The organism is Bradyrhizobium denitrificans, assembly GCF_013179005.1.
Taxonomy (GTDB): Bacteria; Pseudomonadota; Alphaproteobacteria; order Rhizobiales; family Xanthobacteraceae; genus Bradyrhizobium; species Bradyrhizobium denitrificans.
This window is the reverse complement of record NZ_JABFDP010000012.1, coordinates 224,692-247,592: the sequence shown is the minus strand read 5'-3', so window position 1 is coordinate 247,592 and position 22,901 is coordinate 224,692. Positions and strand designations below refer to the sequence as shown.

Sequence of the window (22,901 nt, the reverse complement as noted above, 5' to 3'; positions counted from 1 at the left end):
GAACGAACTTCAAACTGGATTATGCCCAAGGGGCAAGGTCATTCGCCAAGACGTGAGCTCGTCGTTTGCGTGTTGCCGCAAGGATGCGCGGCGCTGGGCGCTTGGCGTAGCCGGCGTAGCTTTCCCTCGTGCGGTGTGCCGATAGGGCGCGGCCCTGTCCTTCCGCAAGTTCGGCCTCCTCAAGCTCGGTCATCCCGCCATGCCGGCAGGCGTCGAGTGTGAACGTGACGGGCAGGCCGATTTCCTTCCGCATTCGCTGAACGATCTTTTGCATGCCGGAGAACGAGTAGGGCTCGTCAGCTCCCACCTCCGATCTGCGTGCCGGACGACCCCGACGATGTCTGCCAACGGCACGGGCGATCGCGCTCGGTCCGACATCGACGCCGCCGGAACTGCCATGTGCGCTCATGATCGCCATGCGGCTGCCCGATCGGACGCCATTCACCCACTAATCGGTCAAAATCCACATTGCGCTTCTGGATCATCGTATTGATTTTATTGAAATTTGGATGTGGCACGGCATCTGCATGACCGTTTTGGCCGGTTGGAGTTTCGTTCCGCAAGATAGGGGAATGTCGATGCCTTCAGAATTTAGCCGCCGTCACTTCATGCAAGGTGCCGCGGCCGCCGCTGCGGCGGGATATATGCAGATCAATCCGGACTTCTTCGTTTCCAGAGCGTTCGCTCAGTCCGGGAAGACGCTGACGTTTCTGTCGGCGGAGAACATCACCGGCAATTGGGATCCGACCGCCCACACCACGCTCTCGCAGAAGAACATCGAGGGCTTCGTCATGGGCTTCCTGACGCGCACGCCGATGAAGCTCGATAAGCCCGATGAGGTCGTCTACGAACTGGCGACCGACATCAAGCTGCTCGATCCCAACAGGCTCCAGATCAAGCTGCGCGAGGGTGTCGTCTTCCATGACGGCAAGCCCTTCAAGGCCGAGGACGTCAAGGCGACCTTCGAATACGGGGCGCGCGCGGACCGTCCGGCGCAGTGGTATCCCGGACCGACCGAGACGCTGAAGATCGATACGCCCGACGACTACACGGTGATCGTCGACACGTCGAAGGGCGGCTATCCCGCTCATCTGTTCATGTTCCTCGCAGCGTTCCTGCCGATGATGTCGGCAAAGGACATCGCTGCCGGCCCGGGCGGTGTGTTGTCCCAGCGCCTTAACGGCACGGGCCCGTTGAAGTTCGTGGAGCAGCGCGGCAACTCGACCGTGATGGTGGCCAACGAAGGCTACTTCAAGGGCAAGCCGGCGATCGCCGGAATCAACTTCAACTTCGTCGGCGATTCCACGACGCGCATGCTGTCCCTGATGAACGGCCAGGCCTCCATCGTGGAGCGGCTCGAACCCGAGCAGGTCGACACCGTCAAGGCCAACGCCAACATCCACATCAATCGTGTTGTCTCGGTCGAGAACAAATATCTCTGGTTCCGCTGCTCGAAGCCGCCCTTCAACGATCCGCGCATCCGTCTGGCCGCCTGTCATGCGATCAACCGCGACGTCATTCTCGAGGTTCTCGGTAGCGCGGGACACGCCTCGTCGAACTTCGTTTCGCCGGTGAAGTTCGGCTATTTCGACCTGCCGAACTATCCGAAGTTCGACCCTGCAAAGTGCCAGGCGCTGCTGGCGGAGGCCGGCTTTCCAAAGGGCAAGGGACTGCCGCCGCTCGAATACATCACCTCGGTCGGCTTCTATCCGAAGACCAAGGAATACGGCGAAGTCCTCACCGCCATGCTCAATGAGCAGGGCTTCAACGTCAGCCTCACCGTGCTCGAGCCTGCGGCGTGGAACGAGCGGCTCTATCACCGGCCCGGCGGAGGTCCCGGCCACATGGTCGACTGCGGCTGGTCGACCGGTTCGCCGGAGCCGGATCTGATCCTGCGCACGCACTTCCATTCGACGTCGCATCGCATTTGCGGCATCGAGGATGCCGCGATCGACGCCTCGCTCGACAAGGAGCGCAGTGCCCCGACGCTCGAGGAGCGCAAGAAGATCCTTCAGACCGAGACGATGCCGCTCATTGCATCGAAGATGCCGGCGCTGTCGCTGTTCACGTCCGTAATGATCCACGCGATGCAGAAGGATTATGCCGGGCTGTTCATCTACCCCGACGGCTCGATGGACGCGTCGAAGAGCGCCGCCTGACTCGATCCGAGCCGCACCTCGATGCGAGGTGCGGCTCTCGCCACCCGATGAGGCTCGCGAATGTTCACGTTGAATTTTCTGATCCGCCGCCTGACGCAGGGCGTGGTCATCATCGGCCTCGTGTCGCTGCTGATCTTTACGTTGTTGCGCGTGGTCCCCGGTGATCCGGTGCGGCTCATGGCCGGTGGCATGGCGCCGGAGGCGCTGATCGAGAAGATCGCCAAGGACATGGGGCTGCGCGACCCGATCATCGTGCAGTTCGGCCGCTACATGGGATCCGTGTTGCAAGGAGATCTGGGCCAGTCCTTCGTGCGGCCGGCGAACGGGGCTGCAACCGGCGGCGCGAACTTCAACGATACCACTCGCGGCGAGCGCGCCAAGGTGCTCACGCTGATCCTGGAGGCGCTGCCGATGACGCTTCAGCTTGCCGCGGTGACGCTGGCGATCGCGTTGCTGTTCTCGGCCGTCGTCGGCATCGCCGGTGGGCTCAACCCCGGCGGATGGCCCGACAAGCTCGCATTTTACATCTCGTCGGTGTTCATCTCGCTGCCCAATTTCTGGCTGGGCATCGTCCTGACGCTTCTGCTGTCGGTCAAGCTCGGCTGGTTGCCGGCCATCGGCTACAACGGTTTCGCCTACACCATTCTGCCGGCCGTCGTGCTCGCCGTCGAGATGTCGCCGGTGCTGATCCGCACGCTGGTCGGCGCGGTGTCGTCGCAGATGACCGAGCCCTATGTCTCGGTCGGGCGCGTGCGCGGCCTCGGCCGGACCCGCATCATCGCCAACCACGTGATGCGAAACGCGTCGGTCCCACTGCTCAACCTGCTCGGCATTCAGTTCTCGAGCCTGCTCGGCGGCGTGATCATCGTCGAATACATCTTCGACTATCCCGGGCTTGGCCTGCTCACCATCAACGCCGTGCTGCAGCGTGACTTCCCGCTGATCCAGGGCATCGCGATCGTGACGAGCGCCATCTTCGTCGTGATCAACATCATCGTCGATCTCGTCGCGACGACGATCGACCCCCGGCTCGACTACTGAGCCGCGACTCCGAAGGCTTCCGATGTCGATCATGTCAATCACATCTTCCCATTCGTCGACGCCTCTGGCGTCCCGCTCGCTCGCGCGGCGCGTGTTCGACAGAGCGGTGGCGTCGCCCGGGTTTCGCGTCGGGGCGGCGATCTTCCTTGCGCTCATGCTCGCGACGGCTCTGTATCCTGAGTTGAGCGCCATCGATCCCACCAAGATGGACGTCAAGGCGCGGCTTCTCCCGCCGCTGTTCACCGGAACGAACTGGAACTGGGGTCATCCCCTGGGCACCGATCAGATCGGCCGCGATATGTTGGTCCGCTCCCTGGTCGGACTGCGCTACTCGTTCCTGATCGGCATGGCCTCGGTGATCGTCATGCTGATCGTCGGCTGCGCTCTCGGCACGGTCGCCGGCTATTTCGGCGGACGCACCGATGCCGTCATTATGCGCCTCACGGATGCCCAACTCTCGATCCCCATGATCATCCTCGCCATCGCCGTGCTCGGCGTGTCGCGTCCGACCATTCCCGCCATTGTTCTCGTGCTCGGCATGTCGAACTGGCCCGTCTATGCGCGCATGATGCGTAGCATTGTCATGACCGAGCGCCAGCGCGAGTTCGTCCGGGCGGCGAAGATCGGCGGATCGACCGATCTGCGCATCATCGTCACGCTGCTGTTGCCGCTGCTCCTGCCGTCGGTACTGTTCTCCTCGGTGCTGGACGTCGCGCGCATGATGATCTTCGAATCGACGCTCGGTTTCCTCGGCCTCGGCGTCCAGCCCCCGACTCCGACCTTCGGCAACATCATCGCCGATGGCCGCAAGTACCTGCTCAACGCGTGGTGGATCGCGACCATGCCAGGACTGTTCCTGGGTCTGACCCTGACCAGCATCAACCTAATGGGTGCAGCGCTCGAGCGGGCGCGCGACACCGTTCACGCCGGAGGTGAATGATGGCGGCGCTGCTCGAACTGCGCAACATGACGGTTGCGCTCGGCCGGTCCGAAACCGCGAAAGTCATTCTCGACGACGTCTCGTTCTCGCTGGCGCCGAGGGAGATCGTGGGCGTTGTGGGCGCCAGCGCGTCCGGCAAAACGGTGCTGTCGCGCGCCGCGGTCAACTGGCTCGAACCGCCGCTGACGCGGCGTTCCGGCACCGTGCTGTTCGAAGGGCGCGACATCTACGCCATGAAGGAGGCGGACATGCGCGCGCTGCGCCAGCGCGTGTCCTATGTCGGCGCCAACCCGATGGGGGCGCTCGACCCGACGCTACCTGTCGGCGCCCAGATCGTCGAGAAGATGCGCGCGGTGATGCCGGATGTCTCGCGCCGGCAGGCCGAGGATCGTGTCATCGCGCTGTTGGATGCGGTCCGCATTCCCTCGGCGCGGAACAGGTTCCACGATTATCCCTCCCAGTTCTCGGGCGGGATGATGCAGCGCGCCTTGATCGTCGACGCCCTCGTTACCAATCCGTCCGTGCTGGTCGCGGACAACGTGACTCAGCCGCTCGATGTCACGGTGGCGGCGCAGGTCATCCGCTTGATCAAGGAGCTCACCGATCAGTTCGACACCGCGGTGCTGTTCATCTCGTCGTCGCTTCCCATGGTGCGCGAGGCGAGTTCGCGGACGCTCGTGATCGATCGCGGTCGCATCGTGGAGGAGCAGGCGACGGAGGCGCTTGTCGCGAGCCCGATCCACCCCTACACCCGTGAGCTGGTGGCGCAGACGCCGCAGATCTGGCGCGGTGCCGGCGCCGTGCCGGCGCTGCCGGCCGAACGCGAGGTCGTGCTCAGCCTGCGCGACGCATCACAGACCTACCGGGTCAAGAAGCGCAACGGCATCGGCGGCGTCAATCTCGTGCGTGCCGTCCGCAACGTGACCTTCGATGTATGGCGCGGCGACAGCTTTGCCATTGTCGGTGAGTCCGGATGCGGCAAGTCCACTTTGATGCGGCTGCTGTCGCGGCTCGAGCTTCCGAGCGCGGGACAAATCCTTTGCGAAGGCAAGGATATCGCGACCTTGCGCGGACGCGATCTGCTGGCGTTTCGCGCCAGGCTTCAGCTCGTGCTGCAGGATCCGTTCGGATCGCTGCCGCCGCGGACCTCGATCGGCCGCATGCTGGAGGAGCCGCTGCGCACGCATGGCTGGCGCGACAAGGAGAAGCTGCGGGCGCGCGTGCTGAAGGTGATGTCGGAAGTCGGCCTCGCTGCCGAGCTGTACAACGAGCTGCCGCTCGGCCTCAGCGCCGGCCAGCGCCAGCGTGTCAACGTGGCACGTGCGCTGGTGCTGGAGCCCACCATCCTGATCATGGACGAGACGCTGTCGGCGCTCGATCAGGCGGAGCAGTTCAAGCTGCTCGACCTGTTCCAGGCGTTGCAGAAGGAATACAACCTGACCTACATCTTCATCTCACACGATCTGGCCATGGTCCGGAAGGTCTGCAATCGTGTCGCCGTGATGTATCTCGGGGAGGTGTTCGAGCTTGCCGACAATCAGCGTCTGTTTTTCGATCCCGGCCATCCCTACACGATGGCGCTGCTGAGTGCGATGCCGACCCTCGAAGAGAAGCGCTACAAGCCCGAGGACTGCCTGCTGGAGGGCGAGCCGCCGAGCCCGCTCTCGATTCCGGCCGGCTGCAGCTTCAAGTCGCGCTGCCCGCGCGCGATGGAGATCTGCAACGGGGAGCAGCCGTTCCTGACCGTTCGCGATGAGCAGGACTTTGCCGCCTGTCATCTCGTCGCGCGCACGATGTCGCCGGCCGAGAGGGCCTCGCCATGAGCTTCACCGAGAGCCGGCTCGAATTGATCAGAGCCATGCTGCGGCAGAAGCAGCGCGTTCACGTCAAGGACCTGGTCGATCAGCTCAAGGTCAGCCACGAGTCGATCCGCCGCGATCTGCGCGAGCTCGAAACGCAAGGCTTCGCCCGGCGTGTCTATGGCGGCGCTGTGCTCGAGAGCCAGGAAAGCGATCAGCCTTTTGCGGAACGTCTGCGCGTCGGCGGCCGCGAGAAGATGCGGATCGGAGAAGCGGCTGGCGCGCTGGTCAAGGACGGCATGAAGATCTTCGTCGACGAGGGAACGACGGCGCTGGCCTGCCTGAAATACATCGAGACACGCAAGGATCTCACCATCGTCACCAACTCGCTCGCGGTCGCATCGCATTTCTTCTACCAGGGATCGGCGAACGTGCGCGTCCTGGGCGGCCGGCTCCAACCGGTCTACCAGGCGACGTTCGGTCCTGAGGCCGTTGCCGCCATCAAGGAACACTTTTTCGATCTCGCGATCATTGCGATCAGTGCCGTTCACGCCCAGCGCGGTTTCATGGATTACGGCGAGGACGAAGCCATCATGCGACGCGCCGCCCGTGCTCAGGCCAAGCGGTCTGTGATCGTCGCCGACAGCTCCAAGTTCGGCCGGCTCGGCTCGATCCACACGTTCGGACTGGGTGACCTCGATGCCGTCATCACCGCTGCGCCTCTCGCCGCCGAGTTTGCCGACCAGTTCCGTCAATTGAAAGTGGACGTGATTTATGCCTGATGCTCATCTTCCCGATGCCCCGATTAATCCGTCGCGCCTGAAGGCAATGATGGAGCAGGTCTCGACCTTCGGCGGCAAGCCGAACGGGGCGATGACACGCCTCACGCTGTCGAAGACCGACGGGCAGGCGCGCGACTGGCTTGGATCGTGGTTCAAGGAACACCGGTTCGAGCAGCAGATCGATCCGATCGGCAATCAGTTCGGAAAGTTGTCGCTTGCCGGCGACAATGCGCCGACCGTCATGGTGGGCTCTCACCTCGACAGTCAGCCCAACGGAGGACGATTCGACGGCGCGCTCGGGGTCGTCTCGGCTTGCGAAGCCGTGCTGGCTGTCGCCGAGCGCATGGAGGTGGAGGGCCGGCTGGCTGCCTGCAACTTCCAGGTCGTGAACTGGACCAACGAGGAGGGGGCTCGCTTCCAGCCGAGCCTGCTCGGCAGCAGCGTCTTTGCCGGCGCGATCGAGCTCGACTGGGCGCTCGACCGGGCGGACGGCGATGGCATGACGGTTCGGCAGTCTCTGGCGGAGATCGGCTATGCCGGCACGGCCGTGGTCGAACGTCCAGACGCGCTGATCGAGCTGCATATCGAGGGCGACGACAAGCTGTTCGCCGCCAGCGAAAGGTTCGGAATCTTCACGCGCTTCTGGGGCGCGACCAAGTATCGGCTCGCCTTCCTGGGCGAGCAGGCTCACACCGGGCCGACGCCGATGGCGCAGCGCAAGGACGCTTTGCTCGCGGCTGCCTATCTCATGGCCGATCTCAGGCAACTGGCGAACGATCACGGCCTCGATCTCCATACCTCGGTCGGCCGGCTCGAGGTTCATCCGAACTCGCCGAACACCGTGCCGGCTGAAGCCGTGCTGTTCATCGAGCTGCGCTCCGGCTCACCGGACGTGCTCGCACAGGCCGAAGAGAAGATGAAGGTCCGGATCGAGGTCGCGGCGCAAAGGGCCGGCGTGGGCTACGAGGTCCGCTCCATCGATCGGCGCCGCGCCGGCGGCTTTGCGCCGGGGCTGATCGCGCTCGCCGAGCGCGTCGCGGCGCGTCGCGGCGAGACTGCGCGTCATCTCGATACGATCGGCGGCCATGACGCTGTCGCGATGTCGGCGGTCTGCCCGTCGATCGTCATGGCTGTCCGCTCGAAGGACGGCGTCATCCATCATCCGACCGAGTACACCAGTCCGGAGGATCACGCCGCGAGCACGCAGATTCTCGCGGACATGCTCTACGCGCTCGCGCGTGACGGCCTGAAGAGCATCGCCTCGGAGGCTAACGCATGAAGCGGATCGGCCAGGCCGAAACGGCCGACGAGCTTCGCGCCGAGCGCGCTCTTGCCGGGCTCCTGCCTGCGGATGCTGGCCGGCTCGGCTATGAGGCCGCTGCGTTTCCGGTTGCGTCGCCGTCCTACCAGGCCGTGGAATCGACGAGCTTTCACGTCGCGCGCGACGGGACGGAGATGAGCCTGTTTCTGCGCCTCGGTGCGGCCGAGGTCGCCGAACTGGTCGATCGCGACGTCGCTGTGGCCGCAGCCCGCCATGTGGCCGGCCTCGGGCTGGCTCCGGCCGTGATTGGAGCCGATGCCGCGAGCGGCAGCCTGCTGTTGGCGCGCCTGGGCGCGGGCTGGAAGGTTGCGAAGATCGACGATCTCATCGCCCAAGAGAGAGCGGCGCGTCTCGTCGCCATGCAGAAGACGATCGCAGCGAGCGCGCCATTCGGAAGGCGCTGGTCCGTTTTCGAGGGCATCTCGGCCATCTGGTCGCTGTTGCCGGCGGCCGGCGTCCCCCTGCCGGGAGACATCGATTGGATGAGGGGATGGATGAGCAAGATGGCGGAGGCGATCGATGCCGCCGGCGTCGATCGCCGGCCGGCGCACGGAGATCCGCATTCCTCCAATCTGATGCTCGGTCCCCATGGTGAGATGGCGCTGGTCGATCTCGACATGGCCGGCGACATCGATCCCTACTACCAGCTCGGTGCTCAGATGAACGAGCTGTATCAGTTCGAGAGCCAGATGAAGCCGCTGCTCGAAATGCATGACGGGCGCTTCACTGACGCCGCCTTCAGTCGCTGCCGGCTCTATGCCGCAGCGGATGATTTCTACTGGGCGCTGCGCAGCCTGCTGCTGGCCTGCCGCTCGCCGTTGCAAGGCGTCGAGTTCCTCAAATATGCCGCATGGCGTTTCCTGCGCTGCCGCATGTTGCTCGGCAGGCCGGGCTTCGAAGAGTTCCTGCGCACGCTTTAGGGGATGTGGTCATGAAAGAGTTGGGAATGGCGGGAAACGAGGCGGAGCACTTGCTCGAAGCCGCCATCGTCAGGGTCGGCGCCTGGAACGGACAGATCCGCTATCGTCCGGTGTCCGGAGGCATCAGCAACACGAACTTCCGGATCGAGGTCGCGGGCGCCTCGCATGATTTCTTCGTCAAGATCCCTGGCCGCGGCACCGAGATGTTCATCGACCGGAAGGCGGCCCGCGCCGCGAGCCGGCAGGCAGAGATGATCGGCGTCGGGCCGAAGACGTTCGACTATCTCGACCATGAGGGAATCGAGATTGCCGAATTCGTGGCCGATCGGCGGCCCTCCACCCATGCGGATTTCGTCGATCCGGCGGTCCGGGCCGAGACCGTCCGGCTCTACCGCCTGTTTCACCAGGCGCCGCGCTTGCCGCTGACGAAGACCGTGTTCGACATGATCGATGAGCATGATGATCAGGTCCGGCAGCTCGGGGGATTTCTGCCGGAAGATCACGACTGGCTGACCTGGCAATATCGGCAGGCGCGGGCGGCGCTCGAGGCGGCCGGGCTCGACCTCGTCCCATGCTTCAACGATCCGATGCCCGGCAATTTCCTGCTCGGCGCGGACAAATCGATCATGCTGATCGATTTCGAATACGCCTCCAACAATGACCGCCTCTACGACCTCGCGATCTGGGCCGGCGAGCACTTCTTTTCCGAGGAGGTCGAACGAGAGATCATTGAGGAGTATTTCGGACGCTACGACATGAGCGCTCATGCGCGCTTCATCGTTCACAAGGCCCTCGCCGATATCAAATGGAGCACCTGGGCCATGGTGCAGAATCGGATCTCCACGCTCGACTTCGACTTCTACAAATACGGAATATGGAAGCACATGCGGGCACGTTCCATCATCCACGATCCGCGCTGGCCGCTGTTTCTCAAGGCGCTTTGATGGTCCTTTCCAGTATCGCAGCCGAGCAGGCCGACGCCTATCTCGCCTTCGCCGCCGAGCTCGCCGATGAGGTCCGCCCGATCGCCTTGTCATATTTCCGGACGGCCGTGGAGTTCACCGCCAAGTCGGATGATAGTCCTGTCACGGTCGCCGACCGCCTGATCGAGGCGCGGCTGCGGGAGCGCATCTCGGCGCGCTATCCTTCCCATGGAATCTATGGCGAGGAGATGGGCGTGAAGCAGGGAGACGCCTTCACCTGGGTGATCGATCCCATCGACGGCACCAAGAGCTTCATCACCGGCTTTCCGCTGTTCGGCACGCTGATCGGGCTGACCTGTGATCGCCAGCCTTTCTGCGGCCTGATCGACATCCCCGCGACTGGGGAGCGATGGATCGGGCGCCCGGGTCTCACCACCTATGGCGGAGTCCGTTCTCGCACCCGCGACTGCCGGCGCGTGGCGGATGCGCGGTTTTATACGACGTCGCCCGACACGTTCGCCGATGCGGATCGGGCTCCCTTCGAGCGGCTTTCAAACGCGGCGAAGATGCGGCGCTTCGGCGGTGATTGCTACATCTACGGTCTGCTCGCGTCGGGCCATTGCGATCTGATCCTCGAGACCGGCCTGCAGCCTTACGACTACATGGCGCTGGTGCCGATCCTCGAGGCAGCCGGCGGCCGGATCACGGACTGGGACGGGGCGCCGCTCTCGGTGGAGTCGAGCGGCCATGTGCTCGCATCGGCAACCCCGGCGCTGCACGATGAAGCGCTCGCCATCATCAGGGGATGACACGCGGATGGTGTATACGACGACGATCGAGCGGACTGTCTATCGCTTCGCGGATTTGAAGGAGCTGATGGCCAAGGCTACTCCGCAGCGGTCCGGGACGAATTGGCCGGCATCGCCGCCGACGGTCCGGTCGAGCGCCTGTCCGCGCAGATGGCATTGGCCGACCTGCCGCTGAAGGCGTTCGCTGTCATCAGCTCTCAGACCGTGGGTGGTTTCCGCGAATGGCTGATGAAGCCGGAAACGGCACAGGCTGAGCTCGAGGCCGTCACGTTCGTGCTGACGCCCGAGATGGTCGCTGCAGTTTCGAAGATCATGCGGCTGCAGGATCCCGTCGCGGTGGTCCGCGCGGGCGCGACGTCGTCATCGTCCTTGGGGACGGATTGTCGGCCAGCGCTGTTACGGCCAATGGAGCTCCGCTGACGCAAACGCCGCTGGAGCGTCTCGAGGCCGCGTCCATATCGCTAGGCCGCAAATGCAAAGCTGGTCGCGGCCACCGACCGGAATGGGCCACGTAACTTTACCGAGGAAGCCCGCAGCACAGTTCCGCGCGCCGGCGGTTGGCGGACAGCGCGACGTACTTCAATTGGAAGAAGAAGTATGCGGGCCTGATGCCAAGGGCGTTTCAGGGGAGCAGGTCAGCCGTTCCCTTTGCATCCGAACAGCATCGATGTCTTTCCGCGAATGCAAAGGCTCGCACCGGTTCGTCAGCGCAAAGTGGGCATAGGGACCGTCGGTATCTCGCGCCCAGGCGGCCAATGTCGGCAAGACCAGTGCCTCCAATGTTAGAACCGCCAGAGGCGTCCACGACCAAACCTGATCAGAAGCCTTTCACGAACTAGCTCTTTGGCCGCGATCTGGCGGACCTCGCGGTCTCATGCTGATCGTCGGGCCGTACGTGTCTTATCGGAAAGAATAAAATTCGTCCGTGTCAAAAACAGCATCATTCCACGAGTCAAAGGCCTTAACCGTGCCGTTTCGGGAAATGTGAGGCCGCATAACGGGAATTGTTGCTCCAAACTCCGGGAGGATCTGGAGTTTGGTTCGCCGAGCATTGGGCAGGGGTTGCCTGCATATGGGGGCCCATCGTTGCGACCAAGATCGCTTTCAGGTTACCGACCCAGGAGGCTGAAGGTGGAGCCTCCAGAAGGATTTGACCAAATATCTGGAGAGACGGATGTGGATCGAGTGAGGGCCGCTCAGCGCTGCTTGGCCGCTGCTTGTGTCCTGGTGGCGACGCTCGCTGCGAACGCCCAGACCCTGAAAACCCTGCACGTCTTGTCGTCATGAAAGACTGGATCGCGTGGTGGGCGTGGTCGTCATGCTACCTGAAGTTGCGGGAGCGCCGCATGATTATGACGACGATCCTGTGTGTGATCGTCGCGGCAGGATGCATGGCGATGTCGCCCCTTCTTTTAGCTCGATTGATCGATGGCCTCCTTGCAGGGCGGCCAGGATCAGGCGGGTACACCATGCTTCTGGTGTTCGGATATCTGGCCGCGATCGCAACGCCGCGAATCATCGGCGTGGTTGTTCTCCAACTCCAGAATAGGTTACGTATCTACGCCAACAGCTCGCTGCTTGCCGCCTATTTCAACTATCTATGCGAACAACCTGACAGCTTCTTCGCGAAGAGAAATGGCGGTGAGCTGAGTCAGGAAATCGCGCAGGCATCGAACGATCTTTACATCATCATACGAAGCCTCTCGTCATCAGCCATCGCGCCGCTGGTTCAGATCTGCATTGCCGTCGCCGTGCTGGCGACGAACCGGAACGTCATCATGGCCGGAATGATCTCCGTGTATGTTGCGCTGTTCCTGGCGAATCATCGCGTCCAGGGTAGAAAGCTCAGTGAGCTCAGGCGGGGATTGATGGGGGCAGGGCGTAGGACCTATGCCACATTGGTGGATTCGATTTCCAATATTCACGTGGCGCGCCAAACCCGGCGTCACTTCGGCGCGGCAAACAGATCTTTGAGGAAATCGACGGCGCCCGTCGACTTCGGCGGGTCGGCCGGTGCCGCTTCGGCCGTCGATGTTTCGGCTGGGCGCGCCCTCCGCGCGTGAACGTGCGTCGTCCGCCGGTGGGCCTGTTCGGTGCTCCGGCTGAGGCGCGGCGCAGCGTCAGTGACGGTGATCGTGATCTTCTTCGACAGCAGCGGCGGATCGAAGTTGAAGTGCATGCCATCGCCCATCACGAGCTGCAACGTGTGCCGGCCCGGCGGGAGCTCGATCAGAGCTTCGGTCTCGCCGCCTCCGTAATGCAGGTGCTTTCTGTCCTGCGGAATCGGCTCGCCGGGGCTGATCGCTTCGTCCGAGTCGATCAGGAGATGATGATGGCCGGTGTTGGAAAAGCTGTCGCCGGCATGGGTCACGCCCATGTTGCGCAGGCCGAAGCGGCACCAGAACGGGCTCTTCACCGTATCGCCGTCGCTGGGAGAGATGAAATAGAGATAGGCGTCCCTGGGCGCCGTCTTGCCCTGCGCCGACGCCTGCGTCGGCAGCAGCAGCAGGATGGCTGTCAAGGCGGACATCGCGACCACCGCGTGACAACATCTCCGCCAGGACCTCGGATCGGCCGGCGGCGCGGCATACGCGGATTGTTTTCCCGTCATCACTCCGAACTCACGAATTGGATCAACATGGATGGCAAACATCGAACAAAGGCAGCCGGTCGATACATCGACTTCAGCAAGGCGAATTTGAGGTTCCGATCGGTCTCGCCTGCCGATTCCAGATATGTCAGCGGCAACACGGTGCGATGGAGCACAGGTCGAAGCGGGGATCGCGTCAGAGCGAAAGCGCGATGCGCAAGCCATGGGTCGGATATCTCACGCGGCCATCATAGCGGTCGCGGCTGCCGCTGCGCGCATAGCTGGCATCATTCTTCCACGAGCCCGAGCGAATGACACGGATGAAGCTCTGCTCGTCGATCCAGGCCGAGCCATCCGACGGCGCTCCCTGATAGGTCTTGTGCCAGCTGTCGGCGACCCACTGGTCGACGCCGCCGCCCATGTCGAACAGTCCAAACGGATTGGCGGGAAAGCTTCCGACCTTCATCAGCTGTGCAGGCGCGCCGGCGTCGTTGCACCGGCTGCAGTTGGCCATGCCGCCGCGCATCTGGTCGCCCCACCAGAATGCCGTGCTCGTCCCGCCGCGCGCCGCGTATTCCCATTCGGCCTCGGTCGGCAGCCGAAACGGTTTGCCGACGGTCCGAGAGAGCCACGTCAGGTAGTCCCGAGCATCGTCGTAGCTGACATTGGTGATCGGATTGTCATCCGGACCGCCCGTCACGTCAGCGCACGCTTTGTCGGCGACGCATTCCTTCCACTCGCCGATCGTGATCGGGTATTTGCCGAGCGCAAACGGCTTGATGGTGACGCGGTGAACCGGAAGCTCGGAGCTCTCGGTGCCGCCCATGGCGAACGTTCCGCCGGGGATCATCACGATATCGGGCAGGCGGATCTTGGCCACCTCAGGGCTGGGTGTCGGCGTCGTCGAGGCTGCCTGGGCGGTCAAATCCGCGGCGAGGGCGACGGCTGCTGCGACCTGAGGAGCCGGCCCCGCGATCGCCAGCGCCTCTGAGGGCGGATCAGCTGGCGCACTCGCAGGGGCGGTCGCGGCGGAGACCGCCTCCATTGTGACGCTGCGGACGCCAGGATCGGTGCTTGCGGGGCCGGAAGATGGGACGGAGGCTTCGCCAGCTTGCGGCTGCGCTGGCGGAGCCGGGATCGGCTCCCGCGCCAGCATGAACCAGCTGCCGGCGGCCGCGACCAGCAATGCCCCCAGGCCAGCCGCGGCGCGGCTCCACATTGGTGGCCCACGCTCTGCGACGGCAGCGGCCTTACGAAGGCGGCGGGCCAGCCCGTGATGCCCGTGCGCCTGCCAGATCTCCGCGTGGCTGCGCGCCTCGTCCGGGGCGTATTGCGTGATCGACACGCCAGGAATGCTGCAGACAATTCGTCCGTGCCTGCCGCCGCTGGGAGCGGTCGCCTCGACCTCGGCAGCGTCGCATGAGGCTGAGAGAGATTGCTTCAAGGGGCCGCACATCATCAGCAGCAGTCCACCATCCCCCTTGCTTCGAGGCCGCTCCTGGATCTCGGGGCACGACGCCTGCTCGGCGACATGATGGAAGCTGGGGGCACGCAGCGTATTCAACGCGACGCGCACGACTCGTCCACACCGCGCACAAGGCACGGGATAAATGGTGGTGGCCAGCGGCTTGGCCGGCGCGTCGGGCGCCGGAGCCGGCGATGATTTGGAGACATCGATTCCGGTCAGCATGCGCGAGCCGCCATGCGCCGGCTGTGCCGCCGGTTCATTGTCCCCAGGCGGTAAACGCATCCGTGAATGCGCGCTCACCGTCCGCTCCCTTCTCGATTGCCAGCACGGCGCGGCTGCCGCCGTTGTACACGATCGGGATATCGATCCATTCCTTGCCTTTCAGAAGCAGGAAGTTCCGCGTCTTGTCGACCTCATTGGCGGACAGCGCGATCATGAAGAATTCCGGTGTGACCTTGGCGGTCAGGGTGGACAATGCGGCGCCGCGGCCTGCCTCCTTGGCCTTCATGCTGACGCCCTTCAAGGTGTCGACTCCTGCGTGGCTCGGGTCGCCCGGCCAGTTGAACTTGACCTCCAGGATATGGCTCGCCGGCATTTCGCTTTCCTTGTTGGGCCGCAGCGACAACGTGGCCTTCATCTGCTTGTCGATCTCGACATCGCCTTTGATCGAAGCCGGCACGCTGCCGGCGGCGGGCTCGACGCGCCAGGTCACCTTGCCGAGATAGCGCTTGCCGCCTGGGTCCTGCGGGTCCTCCTGATAGAGAACGGCATGCGACACCATCGGTTGGGCCGCGTTCCCCGTCGTGATGGTGCCCCCAGGAGAGCCCTCGCGGGATGCCGTGCTCGTGACGTCCGGCGTCATCCGTTCCGCGGTGACCTTGTGCGGCTCCGTTGTCGCCGGCAGCGCGGCGGCAGGCGGGGCTGCATTCCACGAGGCCGTAAGCTGAGTCAGGGCTGTCTGCCAGGACGTCGCGATCCGACGTCCTGTCGGCTGCCAGACGAGCGACGCGGTCACCAGGGTGATGGTCAGGACTGCGGCTGCGGCCACGACCGGTCGGCGCAGCGAGCTGCGCGGCCGCGCTCTGATCTGGTCGAGCGCCGGACGCAGGCGTGCCGAGAGCCGCTGGTGATCGATGATGGCACGGTCGCGCGCAGGCCCAAACTGGCCGCGCGCCATGGCCGCGCCCGTGTCAGGCGCTTTCGCCGGCTTGGCGCGGGCGGCGTCCGAGGGATCGTTCGAGGTCGACGTTGCTTCGGCGCGAAGTTCGTTTTCTTTGTCTGTCGCCGGAGCGACTGGCTCCATCCAAGGCGGCAGCGCCGGAGAGGGGGCATCAAGCGGCGAGACGTCAAGCTTCTCGCTGGCGACGTCGTGTCCCGACCGGCGCGAGGCCCGTGCCTCGTCCGCCGGGGCGCCGCCGATGATCCCGCTGCGCAGCCAGTCCGGCGCTGGACGCTCCGTCGGCTCGCTCAACGCGTCGCGCTGGTCTCGTCGGGCGATCGAGAGGTTTTCCGCGACCGTGGCGATTTCGTCTTCCAGTGAATGGGCCGGCCGTATGACGGGCAGTCGAGGTTCTGCAGCGTCGGCGAGCGCCGCCGGAGCAGAATATGCTGTGGCCGCAGCGGACTGCGGCGGGATGAATGGTTGCGGCGGACTGAGCATCGGAAGTGCAATGGGGGCGACACGACGCGCATGCTCACGGAGCCGGATCACCCGGTCGGGAAACAGCGCGTTGAGGAGATCGCAGAGCGCCGTCTTCGGCGGCATGAGCTGACGAATGGGGATCGGGACACCGCCGCGTGGAGCGCGGATGATCTCTCGGACGTCGCGATCGTCCGGGACGATTGTCTCCTCGCTCGGCCGGTCTTCGGCGACCGCGAGAATCTTGCGGCCTCTGAGCAGGGTCGTGAGTTCGCGCAGGTCCGATCGCGAGGCGTCGTCGATGATGATGAGATCGAATGCGTCCAGTCGCGGCGGCAGCTGCTCGGCAACGCGCCAAGCCGGAATCAGCTGGCAGGGGATGCCTTGGTGGCAATTTTCGAGGCCCTCGCGCGCGACCTGACGCAGCCGGAACGCGCTCGGACCGGAGCAGGTCGCGGCAAGCTTGTGCGACGTCGTCGTGAACATGGTGAACGCCTGCCGCACGGCGCTGCTCGTGTTCTGGACCAAGGCGAGGTGCATCCGCGCAACGACGACGTCCTCGAACAGCTCGCGCAGCCGCGTCTCCAATACGGCGCGCTGCTCGGACAGATCCTGCAGCAGCTGCTGCTGACCGACGCCTTCGGTCTGTCCGATCAGCACGGCCCAGTTCCAGGCCAGCATCCAGTCGGCGACCAGCACCGCGTCGCCGCCGTCCGCGGTGGCCGGCTCGGTGCGGATCCGCCGGGCGAGTGCGCTCGCCCCTGCCTCGGTCAAGCTCTGGCAAACCTCGGTGAGGAGCTCGATATCCTGGCGCCGCTCATGCAGGCTCTGCAGCTGCCTGCAAATGACGCCCCAGCGCGTCTCGATCTCACGCGGGTCGACGTCGGCTCGTCCGATCTGCGACAGTACTTCGGCCTGGACCCGTGTCGTGATTGCACCGCGGCCGTGAAACAGCTCGTTCAGCCGGGCGAGCTCGCTGCGCTGCTTGCCGATGCGCTCGGCAGTGCTTCTGATGACGGATGCGAGCGCGGCCAATCGGCGGCTGTCGCCGAGCAAGCTGGCGACTTTGCCGGCCGGCATCGACAGCTTTGCGATCGTGGCCAGGACATTACGGCTGGCCAGCGCCGCGGTCACGATCGCGACCTCGACGTTCCTGACGATACGCTCGTGGCCGTGGAGGGTGTTGGCGGAGTCGGGCTCGTGCGTTGGCGCACCGATCTCGACGGCCAGTGTGCGCCATCGGACGTCGAGCGAATGCAGGTGACGCCGCCATGTCAGATAATCGCGCACATGGCCCCAATCGGCTGCGCTGTTCGGCGCGAAGCCGCAGATTGTGATCGCATCCAATGTCTGCTTCAGCACGCGTCCGGATCGCGAGAACGTCGCAAAGGCCTTTTGTCCGGCCGAGAGCCGCTCGACGCGCCTCAGCAACTCCTCGTTGGTGAAGGCGTCGGCTGGAATGTCCACCGGCCTCACCAGGAATCCGGCGCGTCGCGCCAACAAGGATGATGCATCGCGGGCAAAATCAACCAGGATGCCGCTGTCGACGGAGGTGTCGCTTGCCTCGGAGCCGACCGGAGACAGCGATGCAAGCCATGGTTCGTCGGCAATGGTCCGATGCGCCGCCGCCAGTGCCTCAAGATCGCAGGCGAACTTGTCGGCGCCCTCCGGCTGGAGTTTCGCGACGGCCTGATGGGCCAGCTGGCCATCATCGCCGTCCTGGTCCGCTACCGCGGCCATCAACTGCAAATCCGCGTGCAGTCGCATCACCGCCGCTGCGTCAGGCAGCTGCGCGATGTCCGGCACTTGGTCATCGAGGTATTCGATGTCTCCGCCAAGCCGCGATCGCGCCGACCGCGCCTGGTCGACCGCGGCGACGATCAGATCGGTCTCGCTCAGAAATCGCAGCGGCCGATCAGTGAACCACGCATAGGCATCGCGATCAGCAATCATGGTTGCCAGCGCGTCGAGCGGCAAATCGGAAGTGCCGGATCGCAGCAGCGTACGGCCGGCGATGTCGGCGACCTCGTCATCGAGACGCGTTATTGCGTGGCTGGTCGCGATGATGTCCTGCTCGAGCCGGTTGACCTGTTCGGCCTGGGCGTGCAGGTCGGTCGTGTCCAGGATCGACAGCAGCCGGCGGACCACGCGCTCAGCGTGCTTCAACGCGTCCTTGTCGGATCCGGTCAGATCGACCGTGAGGTCGCGAACGGCGCGGGGCAGCTTTTCGGAGAGCGCCAAAAGTGCGGGTTTGCTGCGGGACACGACGAGGACCCGCAGGCCAAGCGCGAGATGGTGACAGACCACGTTGGCGATCGCAGCCGTCCGGTCGGGCGCAACTGCGCCCTTTACGACAAGGCCGTCCGATCGCTGGAGCTGGCGCACGATCTCCATCTGGTCGGAGTTGGTCGGCAGCGGAAAGAACAGATCGCCGCGATCTGCCGCGGATTGCTCGGCTGGCGTGGTGGCGATCGGGTCCCCGATCACGTTGGACAGCCGCCGGCGCGTGCCGTCATGGGGGGCGTGATCCACAGCCCCGAGCAAACAGTGCGCCAGCGCAGTGAGCCAGCCCTCGTTCGCCGGCATGTAGTCCAGCGCTCGCTGCAGGCGCTTGATGTCGCGCAGCAGGAGTCCGTTCGAGCGCGGCCGCGCAAAGATCACCCAGCGATCCGAGACGACCAGTTGCTCAGTTTCTTCGGCCGGCGGCAGCGCCGTATCCGGAAGCCCCGGGCAATACAGTCCGTCCGGGTCGAGCTGCGAGCCGATGGTGCTGAGGATAGGCTCGAAGGTGGCGGGCTCGAATGGCGAAAGCTCGACGCCGCGCGCGAGCCGCTGCTCGGCGGTGTGCTCGGCCAGCCTGGCAGCCGATGTGAGCGGTTCGAATGCGCGTAGGTTGACGGTCGCGCCGACCATGCGGGGACGGATCCTGATCTCGGCGTCCGAGCCTCCGCGAACCTCGATCTCGACCAGACGTTCGAGCAGCGGCAGCTCCAGCTCGCGGCCACCGCGACGCCAATGTGATAGGCCGACACCCCACACGATCTCGCAGCTCGCCTCGTTGTGCCCGGGCGCGGTCGCGCGGGCCATGTCGTGCAGCTTTTGGTACAGCGCGATGGTCCGGCGACGTGGACGCTCGGCCGCGGCCCAGGCGGCCCAGGAGCCGGCAAGATAGCGATCCAGACGTTCGACGACATCCGGGCGTTGCTCGAGGTGCAAGCGCACGCTCCAGAGCCCGGCCGACGCCGGCTGCCCGCTGGCCGGCGCGCAATGCTCGGTGCGGGCCTGCGCTGCCGCGATCAGCCGGTCCTTCTCTGCGGTCTGCACCGTGATTGTCACGCGCTGCCGAACCAGCGGACGCCGGTCCGGATCCGGGGAGACGTCGATCCACATCGCCAGATCGGTATCGACCGCCGGTGGGTCGGCCGGAAGCAGACGCTCGACAGCGAGCCAGATGGGGCCATGCGCATCGAAAGTATTGCAGCTAACGCCCGGCAAATCCTCCAGCTCGTGCTGCTGGAAGACGAAGCGATGTCCGCCCGCGAGTCGGTGGTCGGACACGCGATCGACCAATTGCGCGTCATGCAGGATGACTTCGGCCACATGATCGAGGACCTTCTGCAAAGGTCCGATCGTCGGCTGCAGTCGATGGACAGCGTTCATGTTGGCTCTCCGACAATGGCGGCGACGAAACGAAGCAAGCGGGTCACCTCCGCGTCTGGACTCCGGCGTCCATCCCACTTAGCGGCCAACGGCGGCAAGCGCAGCCGCGAGCATCAAAGCAAATGGACGCTCTTTGCGTCAGTGTCTTGGTGTGGCCAGCTGATGTTGTTCGTCCGCCGCTTTCGCGGAAATACTAACAAGCGTCGTGTAGGCCAAACTAATTGTCGGATTATAGGGGCACGCAATGCGGCGTAATGATGAGAGATCCGTATGCGACGTCTTGCCATAGAAAACTGCGTCAACTGATCTGTTATCACTTCGAGAACTGATGCCGTCGGCTGTCGCGAGTCCGTTTAGAATTTCTTTAAAGAGCCGAGGTCTCCATCCGCGCGGCCTGCCTTGATTGGTTGTGGGAGGTATTCGCGTGTGCCGGGACGTTTCCGGGGCGCGTGCAGCATGCGGTGCCTTGCCGCAATCAGCACGGCGTCAGCGTCCGCTTCGTCGCTGAAATCCCGCGCGCCGCCCAAGCGGCGCCGTGGCGAGGCCGCAATTTATCTCGGAGTGCGGCGTTGGCCGGCGATGTATGGCGTCACGCCATTCTGCGCGTTTTGGAGGAGCGAATACAGCTCAACGCTGTGACAACTTCCGTCTCGCGCTCTGAATGAAGATCTGACGACAATTAGCAGAAGCTGAAAGTACTTAGCTCGTTTGCTGCAATTGCCAAGGTCAGCGGGGTTGCTCGCAGTCGCGGTCTGGCGGAGCGGGCGCCGCCCAACTGATGACACGCCAGCATCTTCGACGAGCCCAAGTATCGACATTGCCGGCTTCTAGCGCGAATGGCTCGCACTCGCGCATGGCGTCGATGCTCACGGCGGCGGGTGAAGGGGATGCAAGTCCGCGCATCATCATGGGGAGGTTGGACTGATGATCTTGAATAGCTGCAGCGGGAGACGCGCGGATGATTCCGCGTCCTCACACGACGGCGCTTTGCACATTGGCTGGGGCGGTCGTCCGACCCGCGGTCGCGGCGGATTGCTGCCATCTCTGCTTGCCGCGGTGTCGACACTGGCGTTGAGCGCGGCAGCCGCACAGGCGGCCGACGATCGATCGTCGCAGCCGGCGGACGGGGCGGCGGTCAAGGCGCTGATGGCGAAGATCGAGTCCATGGAGCAGCGCATCAACACGCTTCAGGTCGAGCTCAAGGACGCCAAGGCGAAGAAGACGACCAGCGTCGGACAGTCGGCCTCGCAGGCCTCCAGGAATCCGTCCGGGCCGGTCGCTCTGATTGGTGCGAAGGACGCACATGGGAGCGCCTTGAAGGCGTCGGACAACGCGCAGGCCGCGTCCAAGTCGGTCGGCAACGCCATGGCGCTGGCCGGTTCGAAGGACGTCAAGAATGGGGGATCGACAACGGCCGATGCCGCGCCGCCGTCATCTCCCGCGTCCCGGCTCGCGGCTGCGTTCGCGGACGCCGATCCGAAGCCGAAATTCCTGCCCGCTGCCGATCTGAAGGCGCCTCCGCCGCCCGCCGGGAAGGATCTGTTCGGCGTGGCGCCCTCGCCAGTGCCCGGAATGCGGATCGGCATGTATGGCGAGATCAAGCTGGGCTCGATGCAGAATCCTGCCGCCAACGGCCAGTGGCAGAACGGTTTCGACATGGCGCGTCTGGTCCTGCTGCCGACCTATCAGGTCAACGATTATATCACCTTCAACGCGGAGCTGGAGTGGGAGCACGGCGGCACTGCGTTCGACAATGATGACAAGCTGCATGGCGCGGTCGAAGTCGAGCAGGCCTTCTTCGACGTCAAGTTCAACGATCATTTCACCCTGCGTTCGCCAGGTATCGACCTGATCCCGATCTCGTTTACAAATCTCTATCACGAGCCGACGCTGTTCTACTCGGTGCAGCGGCCGGAGCTTGCCAACGGCCTGATTCCGACGACCTGGTATGCGCCGGCGGCCGGCTTCTACGGCAAGATTGTCGACGGCTTGAATTATCAGTTCCAGATCAGCCAGAGCGCGGAAGATTTCGGCGACGACTTTGCTCATCGGGGTGACAATGGCCACATCAATTCAGGAGGTTATGCGGCTGGCATCAGCGGCTCGGAAGCGCTGGCGCTCTCTCGCGCGCCGATCGGCGACTTCCGGCAGCTGAGCAATGAGCTCGCTTATACCTTGCGTCTGAGCTACACGCCGTCGTTCCTGCCCGGCTTCGCCGGAAGCTCTGCGATCTATTATTCGCCGAACGTTACGCCGCGCGGTGCGTATGCCACGCAGCCTGACGGCACCGAGGTTCCGCTCGGCAAGAACGCGATGACGATCTTCAATACCGAAGCGCGCTACCGGGTGCCGAACACCGGGCTCGAGCTGCGAGCCGAATATGCCCATGTGAACTTCTCCAACCCGGAGAACCTGCGGGCCAATAATGATCTCGACGACACGAACAATGTCGGCAAGAACATGTGGGGCTATTCGGGCGAGATCGCCTATCACTTCAGAGCGCCGAATGATTACGACATTGTGCCGTTCTATCGCTACACACGGCAGAACTTCCAGACATCCGGCATGCTCGGCTCAGATCTGACCAACGGACTCAATAACATCACAGGGAGCGGTGACATGACGTTCCATGACGTCGGCGTCGCCGTGTTCCCCAATCCGAGCCTGGTCTACAAACTGAACTACACCAAGGTCATTGACCGTAGTCCGACCGGTGCGATGTCCGACCGGGTTCTCGCTGGGGTCGGCTGGCTCTGGTAGCCGGCCGCATGAGGAGAGGCCGCTGCCCTCTGGGCGGCGGCTGTCCTCCAGCAGGCGAGCTGAGGATCCAGGACGGAACGAGAGCTGTTC

Annotated in this window: 15 protein-coding genes and 1 pseudogene; 13 read left to right on the top strand and 3 right to left on the bottom strand. The window is 64.2% G+C overall.

The window, feature by feature from the left end; genetic code table 11:
* The first annotated feature begins 578 nt into the window (after positions 1-578).
* From HL671_RS15495 to HL671_RS15445, 12 genes and pseudogenes are all read left to right on the top strand, one after another.
* Positions 579-2,159, top strand: a complete 1,581-nt coding sequence (locus HL671_RS15495; RefSeq protein ID WP_172236892.1) for an ABC transporter substrate-binding protein — start codon at positions 579-581, stop codon at positions 2,157-2,159.
* Positions 2,160-2,219: 60 nt separating this feature from the next.
* On the top strand, positions 2,220-3,200 hold the full coding sequence (locus tag HL671_RS15490; RefSeq protein ID WP_172236891.1) for an ABC transporter permease: 981 nt from the start codon (positions 2,220-2,222) through the stop codon (positions 3,198-3,200).
* Positions 3,201-3,231: 31 nt separating this feature from the next.
* Positions 3,232-4,140 (top strand): ABC transporter permease, encoded by a 909-nt coding sequence (locus HL671_RS15485; protein ID WP_172236890.1) that lies wholly within the window; start codon positions 3,232-3,234, stop codon positions 4,138-4,140.
* Entirely contained in the window at positions 4,137-5,963 is a 1,827-nt protein-coding gene (locus HL671_RS15480) for a dipeptide ABC transporter ATP-binding protein (protein WP_172236889.1), read from the top strand. Before HL671_RS15485 ends, HL671_RS15480 begins: the two co-directional genes overlap by 4 nt.
* On the top strand, positions 5,960-6,721 hold the full coding sequence (locus HL671_RS15475) for a DeoR/GlpR family DNA-binding transcription regulator (RefSeq protein WP_012042774.1): 762 nt from the start codon (positions 5,960-5,962) through the stop codon (positions 6,719-6,721). Before HL671_RS15480 ends, HL671_RS15475 begins: the two co-directional genes overlap by 4 nt.
* On the top strand, positions 6,714-8,000 hold the full coding sequence (locus tag HL671_RS15470; protein WP_172236888.1) for a Zn-dependent hydrolase: 1,287 nt from the start codon (positions 6,714-6,716) through the stop codon (positions 7,998-8,000). Before HL671_RS15475 ends, HL671_RS15470 begins: the two co-directional genes overlap by 8 nt.
* Complete coding sequence (locus HL671_RS15465; RefSeq protein ID WP_172236887.1) at positions 7,997-8,962, top strand: phosphotransferase family protein; 966 nt, start codon at positions 7,997-7,999, stop codon at positions 8,960-8,962. The genes HL671_RS15470 and HL671_RS15465 overlap by 4 nt, the downstream gene beginning before the upstream one ends.
* An 11-nt stretch (positions 8,963-8,973) precedes the next feature.
* On the top strand, positions 8,974-9,906 hold the full coding sequence (locus tag HL671_RS15460; protein WP_041750585.1) for a choline/ethanolamine kinase family protein: 933 nt from the start codon (positions 8,974-8,976) through the stop codon (positions 9,904-9,906).
* Positions 9,906-10,694 (top strand): inositol monophosphatase family protein, encoded by a 789-nt coding sequence (locus HL671_RS15455; RefSeq protein WP_172236886.1) that lies wholly within the window; start codon positions 9,906-9,908, stop codon positions 10,692-10,694. Before HL671_RS15460 ends, HL671_RS15455 begins: the two co-directional genes overlap by 1 nt.
* Positions 10,695-10,701: 7 nt before the next feature.
* Positions 10,702-11,033: pseudogene (gene eutB / locus HL671_RS15450) on the top strand (ethanolamine ammonia-lyase subunit EutB); the annotation flags it as partial.
* 41 nt (positions 11,034-11,074) lie between these two features.
* The gene (locus tag HL671_RS39125) at positions 11,075-11,209 is read left to right on the top strand and encodes a hypothetical protein (RefSeq protein WP_371260192.1); all 135 of its coding nucleotides are present in this window, start codon (positions 11,075-11,077) and stop codon (positions 11,207-11,209) included.
* A 768-nt stretch (positions 11,210-11,977) separates the two neighbouring features.
* Positions 11,978-12,757, top strand: coding sequence for an ABC transporter transmembrane domain-containing protein (locus tag HL671_RS15445; protein WP_172236885.1), 780 nt, complete (start codon positions 11,978-11,980; stop codon positions 12,755-12,757).
* Here the strand turns inward: HL671_RS15445 and HL671_RS15440 are convergent.
* From HL671_RS15440 to HL671_RS15430, 3 genes are all read right to left on the bottom strand, one after another.
* Positions 12,640-13,224 carry a DUF4399 domain-containing protein gene (locus HL671_RS15440; protein WP_172236906.1) on the bottom strand — a complete coding sequence of 195 codons (585 nt, stop codon included), beginning with the start codon at positions 13,222-13,224 and terminating at the stop codon, positions 12,640-12,642. The genes HL671_RS15445 and HL671_RS15440 overlap by 118 nt on opposite strands.
* 256 nt (positions 13,225-13,480) lie before the next feature.
* Positions 13,481-14,974 (bottom strand): formylglycine-generating enzyme family protein, encoded by a 1,494-nt coding sequence (locus tag HL671_RS15435; protein ID WP_172236884.1) that lies wholly within the window; start codon positions 14,972-14,974, stop codon positions 13,481-13,483.
* 34 nt (positions 14,975-15,008) lie between these two features.
* Positions 15,009-20,051 (bottom strand): DEAD/DEAH box helicase family protein, encoded by a 5,043-nt coding sequence (locus HL671_RS15430; RefSeq protein WP_172236883.1) that lies wholly within the window; start codon positions 20,049-20,051, stop codon positions 15,009-15,011.
* Positions 20,052-20,975: 924 nt separating this feature from the next.
* Here HL671_RS15430 and HL671_RS15425 point away from each other — a divergent pair.
* The gene (locus tag HL671_RS15425) at positions 20,976-22,811 is read left to right on the top strand and encodes a porin family protein (RefSeq protein WP_210263909.1); all 1,836 of its coding nucleotides are present in this window, start codon (positions 20,976-20,978) and stop codon (positions 22,809-22,811) included.
* Positions 22,812-22,901 lie beyond the last annotated feature (90 nt).

Coding starts and splice junctions, on each gene's coding strand:
- HL671_RS15480 (WP_172236889.1), top strand. CDS start 4,137: ATGATGGCGGCGCTGCTCGAACTGCGCAACATGACGGTTGCGCTCGGC.
- HL671_RS15490 (WP_172236891.1), top strand. CDS start 2,220: ATGTTCACGTTGAATTTTCTGATCCGCCGCCTGACGCAGGGCGTGGTC.
- HL671_RS15430 (WP_172236883.1), bottom strand. CDS start 20,051: ATGAACGCTGTCCATCGACTGCAGCCGACGATCGGACCTTTGCAGAAG.
- HL671_RS15495 (WP_172236892.1), top strand. CDS start 579: ATGCCTTCAGAATTTAGCCGCCGTCACTTCATGCAAGGTGCCGCGGCC.
- HL671_RS15455 (WP_172236886.1), top strand. CDS start 9,906: ATGGTCCTTTCCAGTATCGCAGCCGAGCAGGCCGACGCCTATCTCGCC.
- HL671_RS15475 (WP_012042774.1), top strand. CDS start 5,960: ATGAGCTTCACCGAGAGCCGGCTCGAATTGATCAGAGCCATGCTGCGG.
- HL671_RS15440 (WP_172236906.1), bottom strand. CDS start 13,224: ATGTCCGCCTTGACAGCCATCCTGCTGCTGCTGCCGACGCAGGCGTCG.
- HL671_RS15445 (WP_172236885.1), top strand. CDS start 11,978: ATGAAAGACTGGATCGCGTGGTGGGCGTGGTCGTCATGCTACCTGAAG.
- HL671_RS15425 (WP_210263909.1), top strand. CDS start 20,976: ATGATCTTGAATAGCTGCAGCGGGAGACGCGCGGATGATTCCGCGTCC.
- HL671_RS15460 (WP_041750585.1), top strand. CDS start 8,974: ATGAAAGAGTTGGGAATGGCGGGAAACGAGGCGGAGCACTTGCTCGAA.
- HL671_RS15470 (WP_172236888.1), top strand. CDS start 6,714: ATGCCTGATGCTCATCTTCCCGATGCCCCGATTAATCCGTCGCGCCTG.
- HL671_RS15435 (WP_172236884.1), bottom strand. CDS start 14,974: ATGCTGACCGGAATCGATGTCTCCAAATCATCGCCGGCTCCGGCGCCC.
- HL671_RS15485 (WP_172236890.1), top strand. CDS start 3,232: ATGTCAATCACATCTTCCCATTCGTCGACGCCTCTGGCGTCCCGCTCG.
- HL671_RS15465 (WP_172236887.1), top strand. CDS start 7,997: ATGAAGCGGATCGGCCAGGCCGAAACGGCCGACGAGCTTCGCGCCGAG.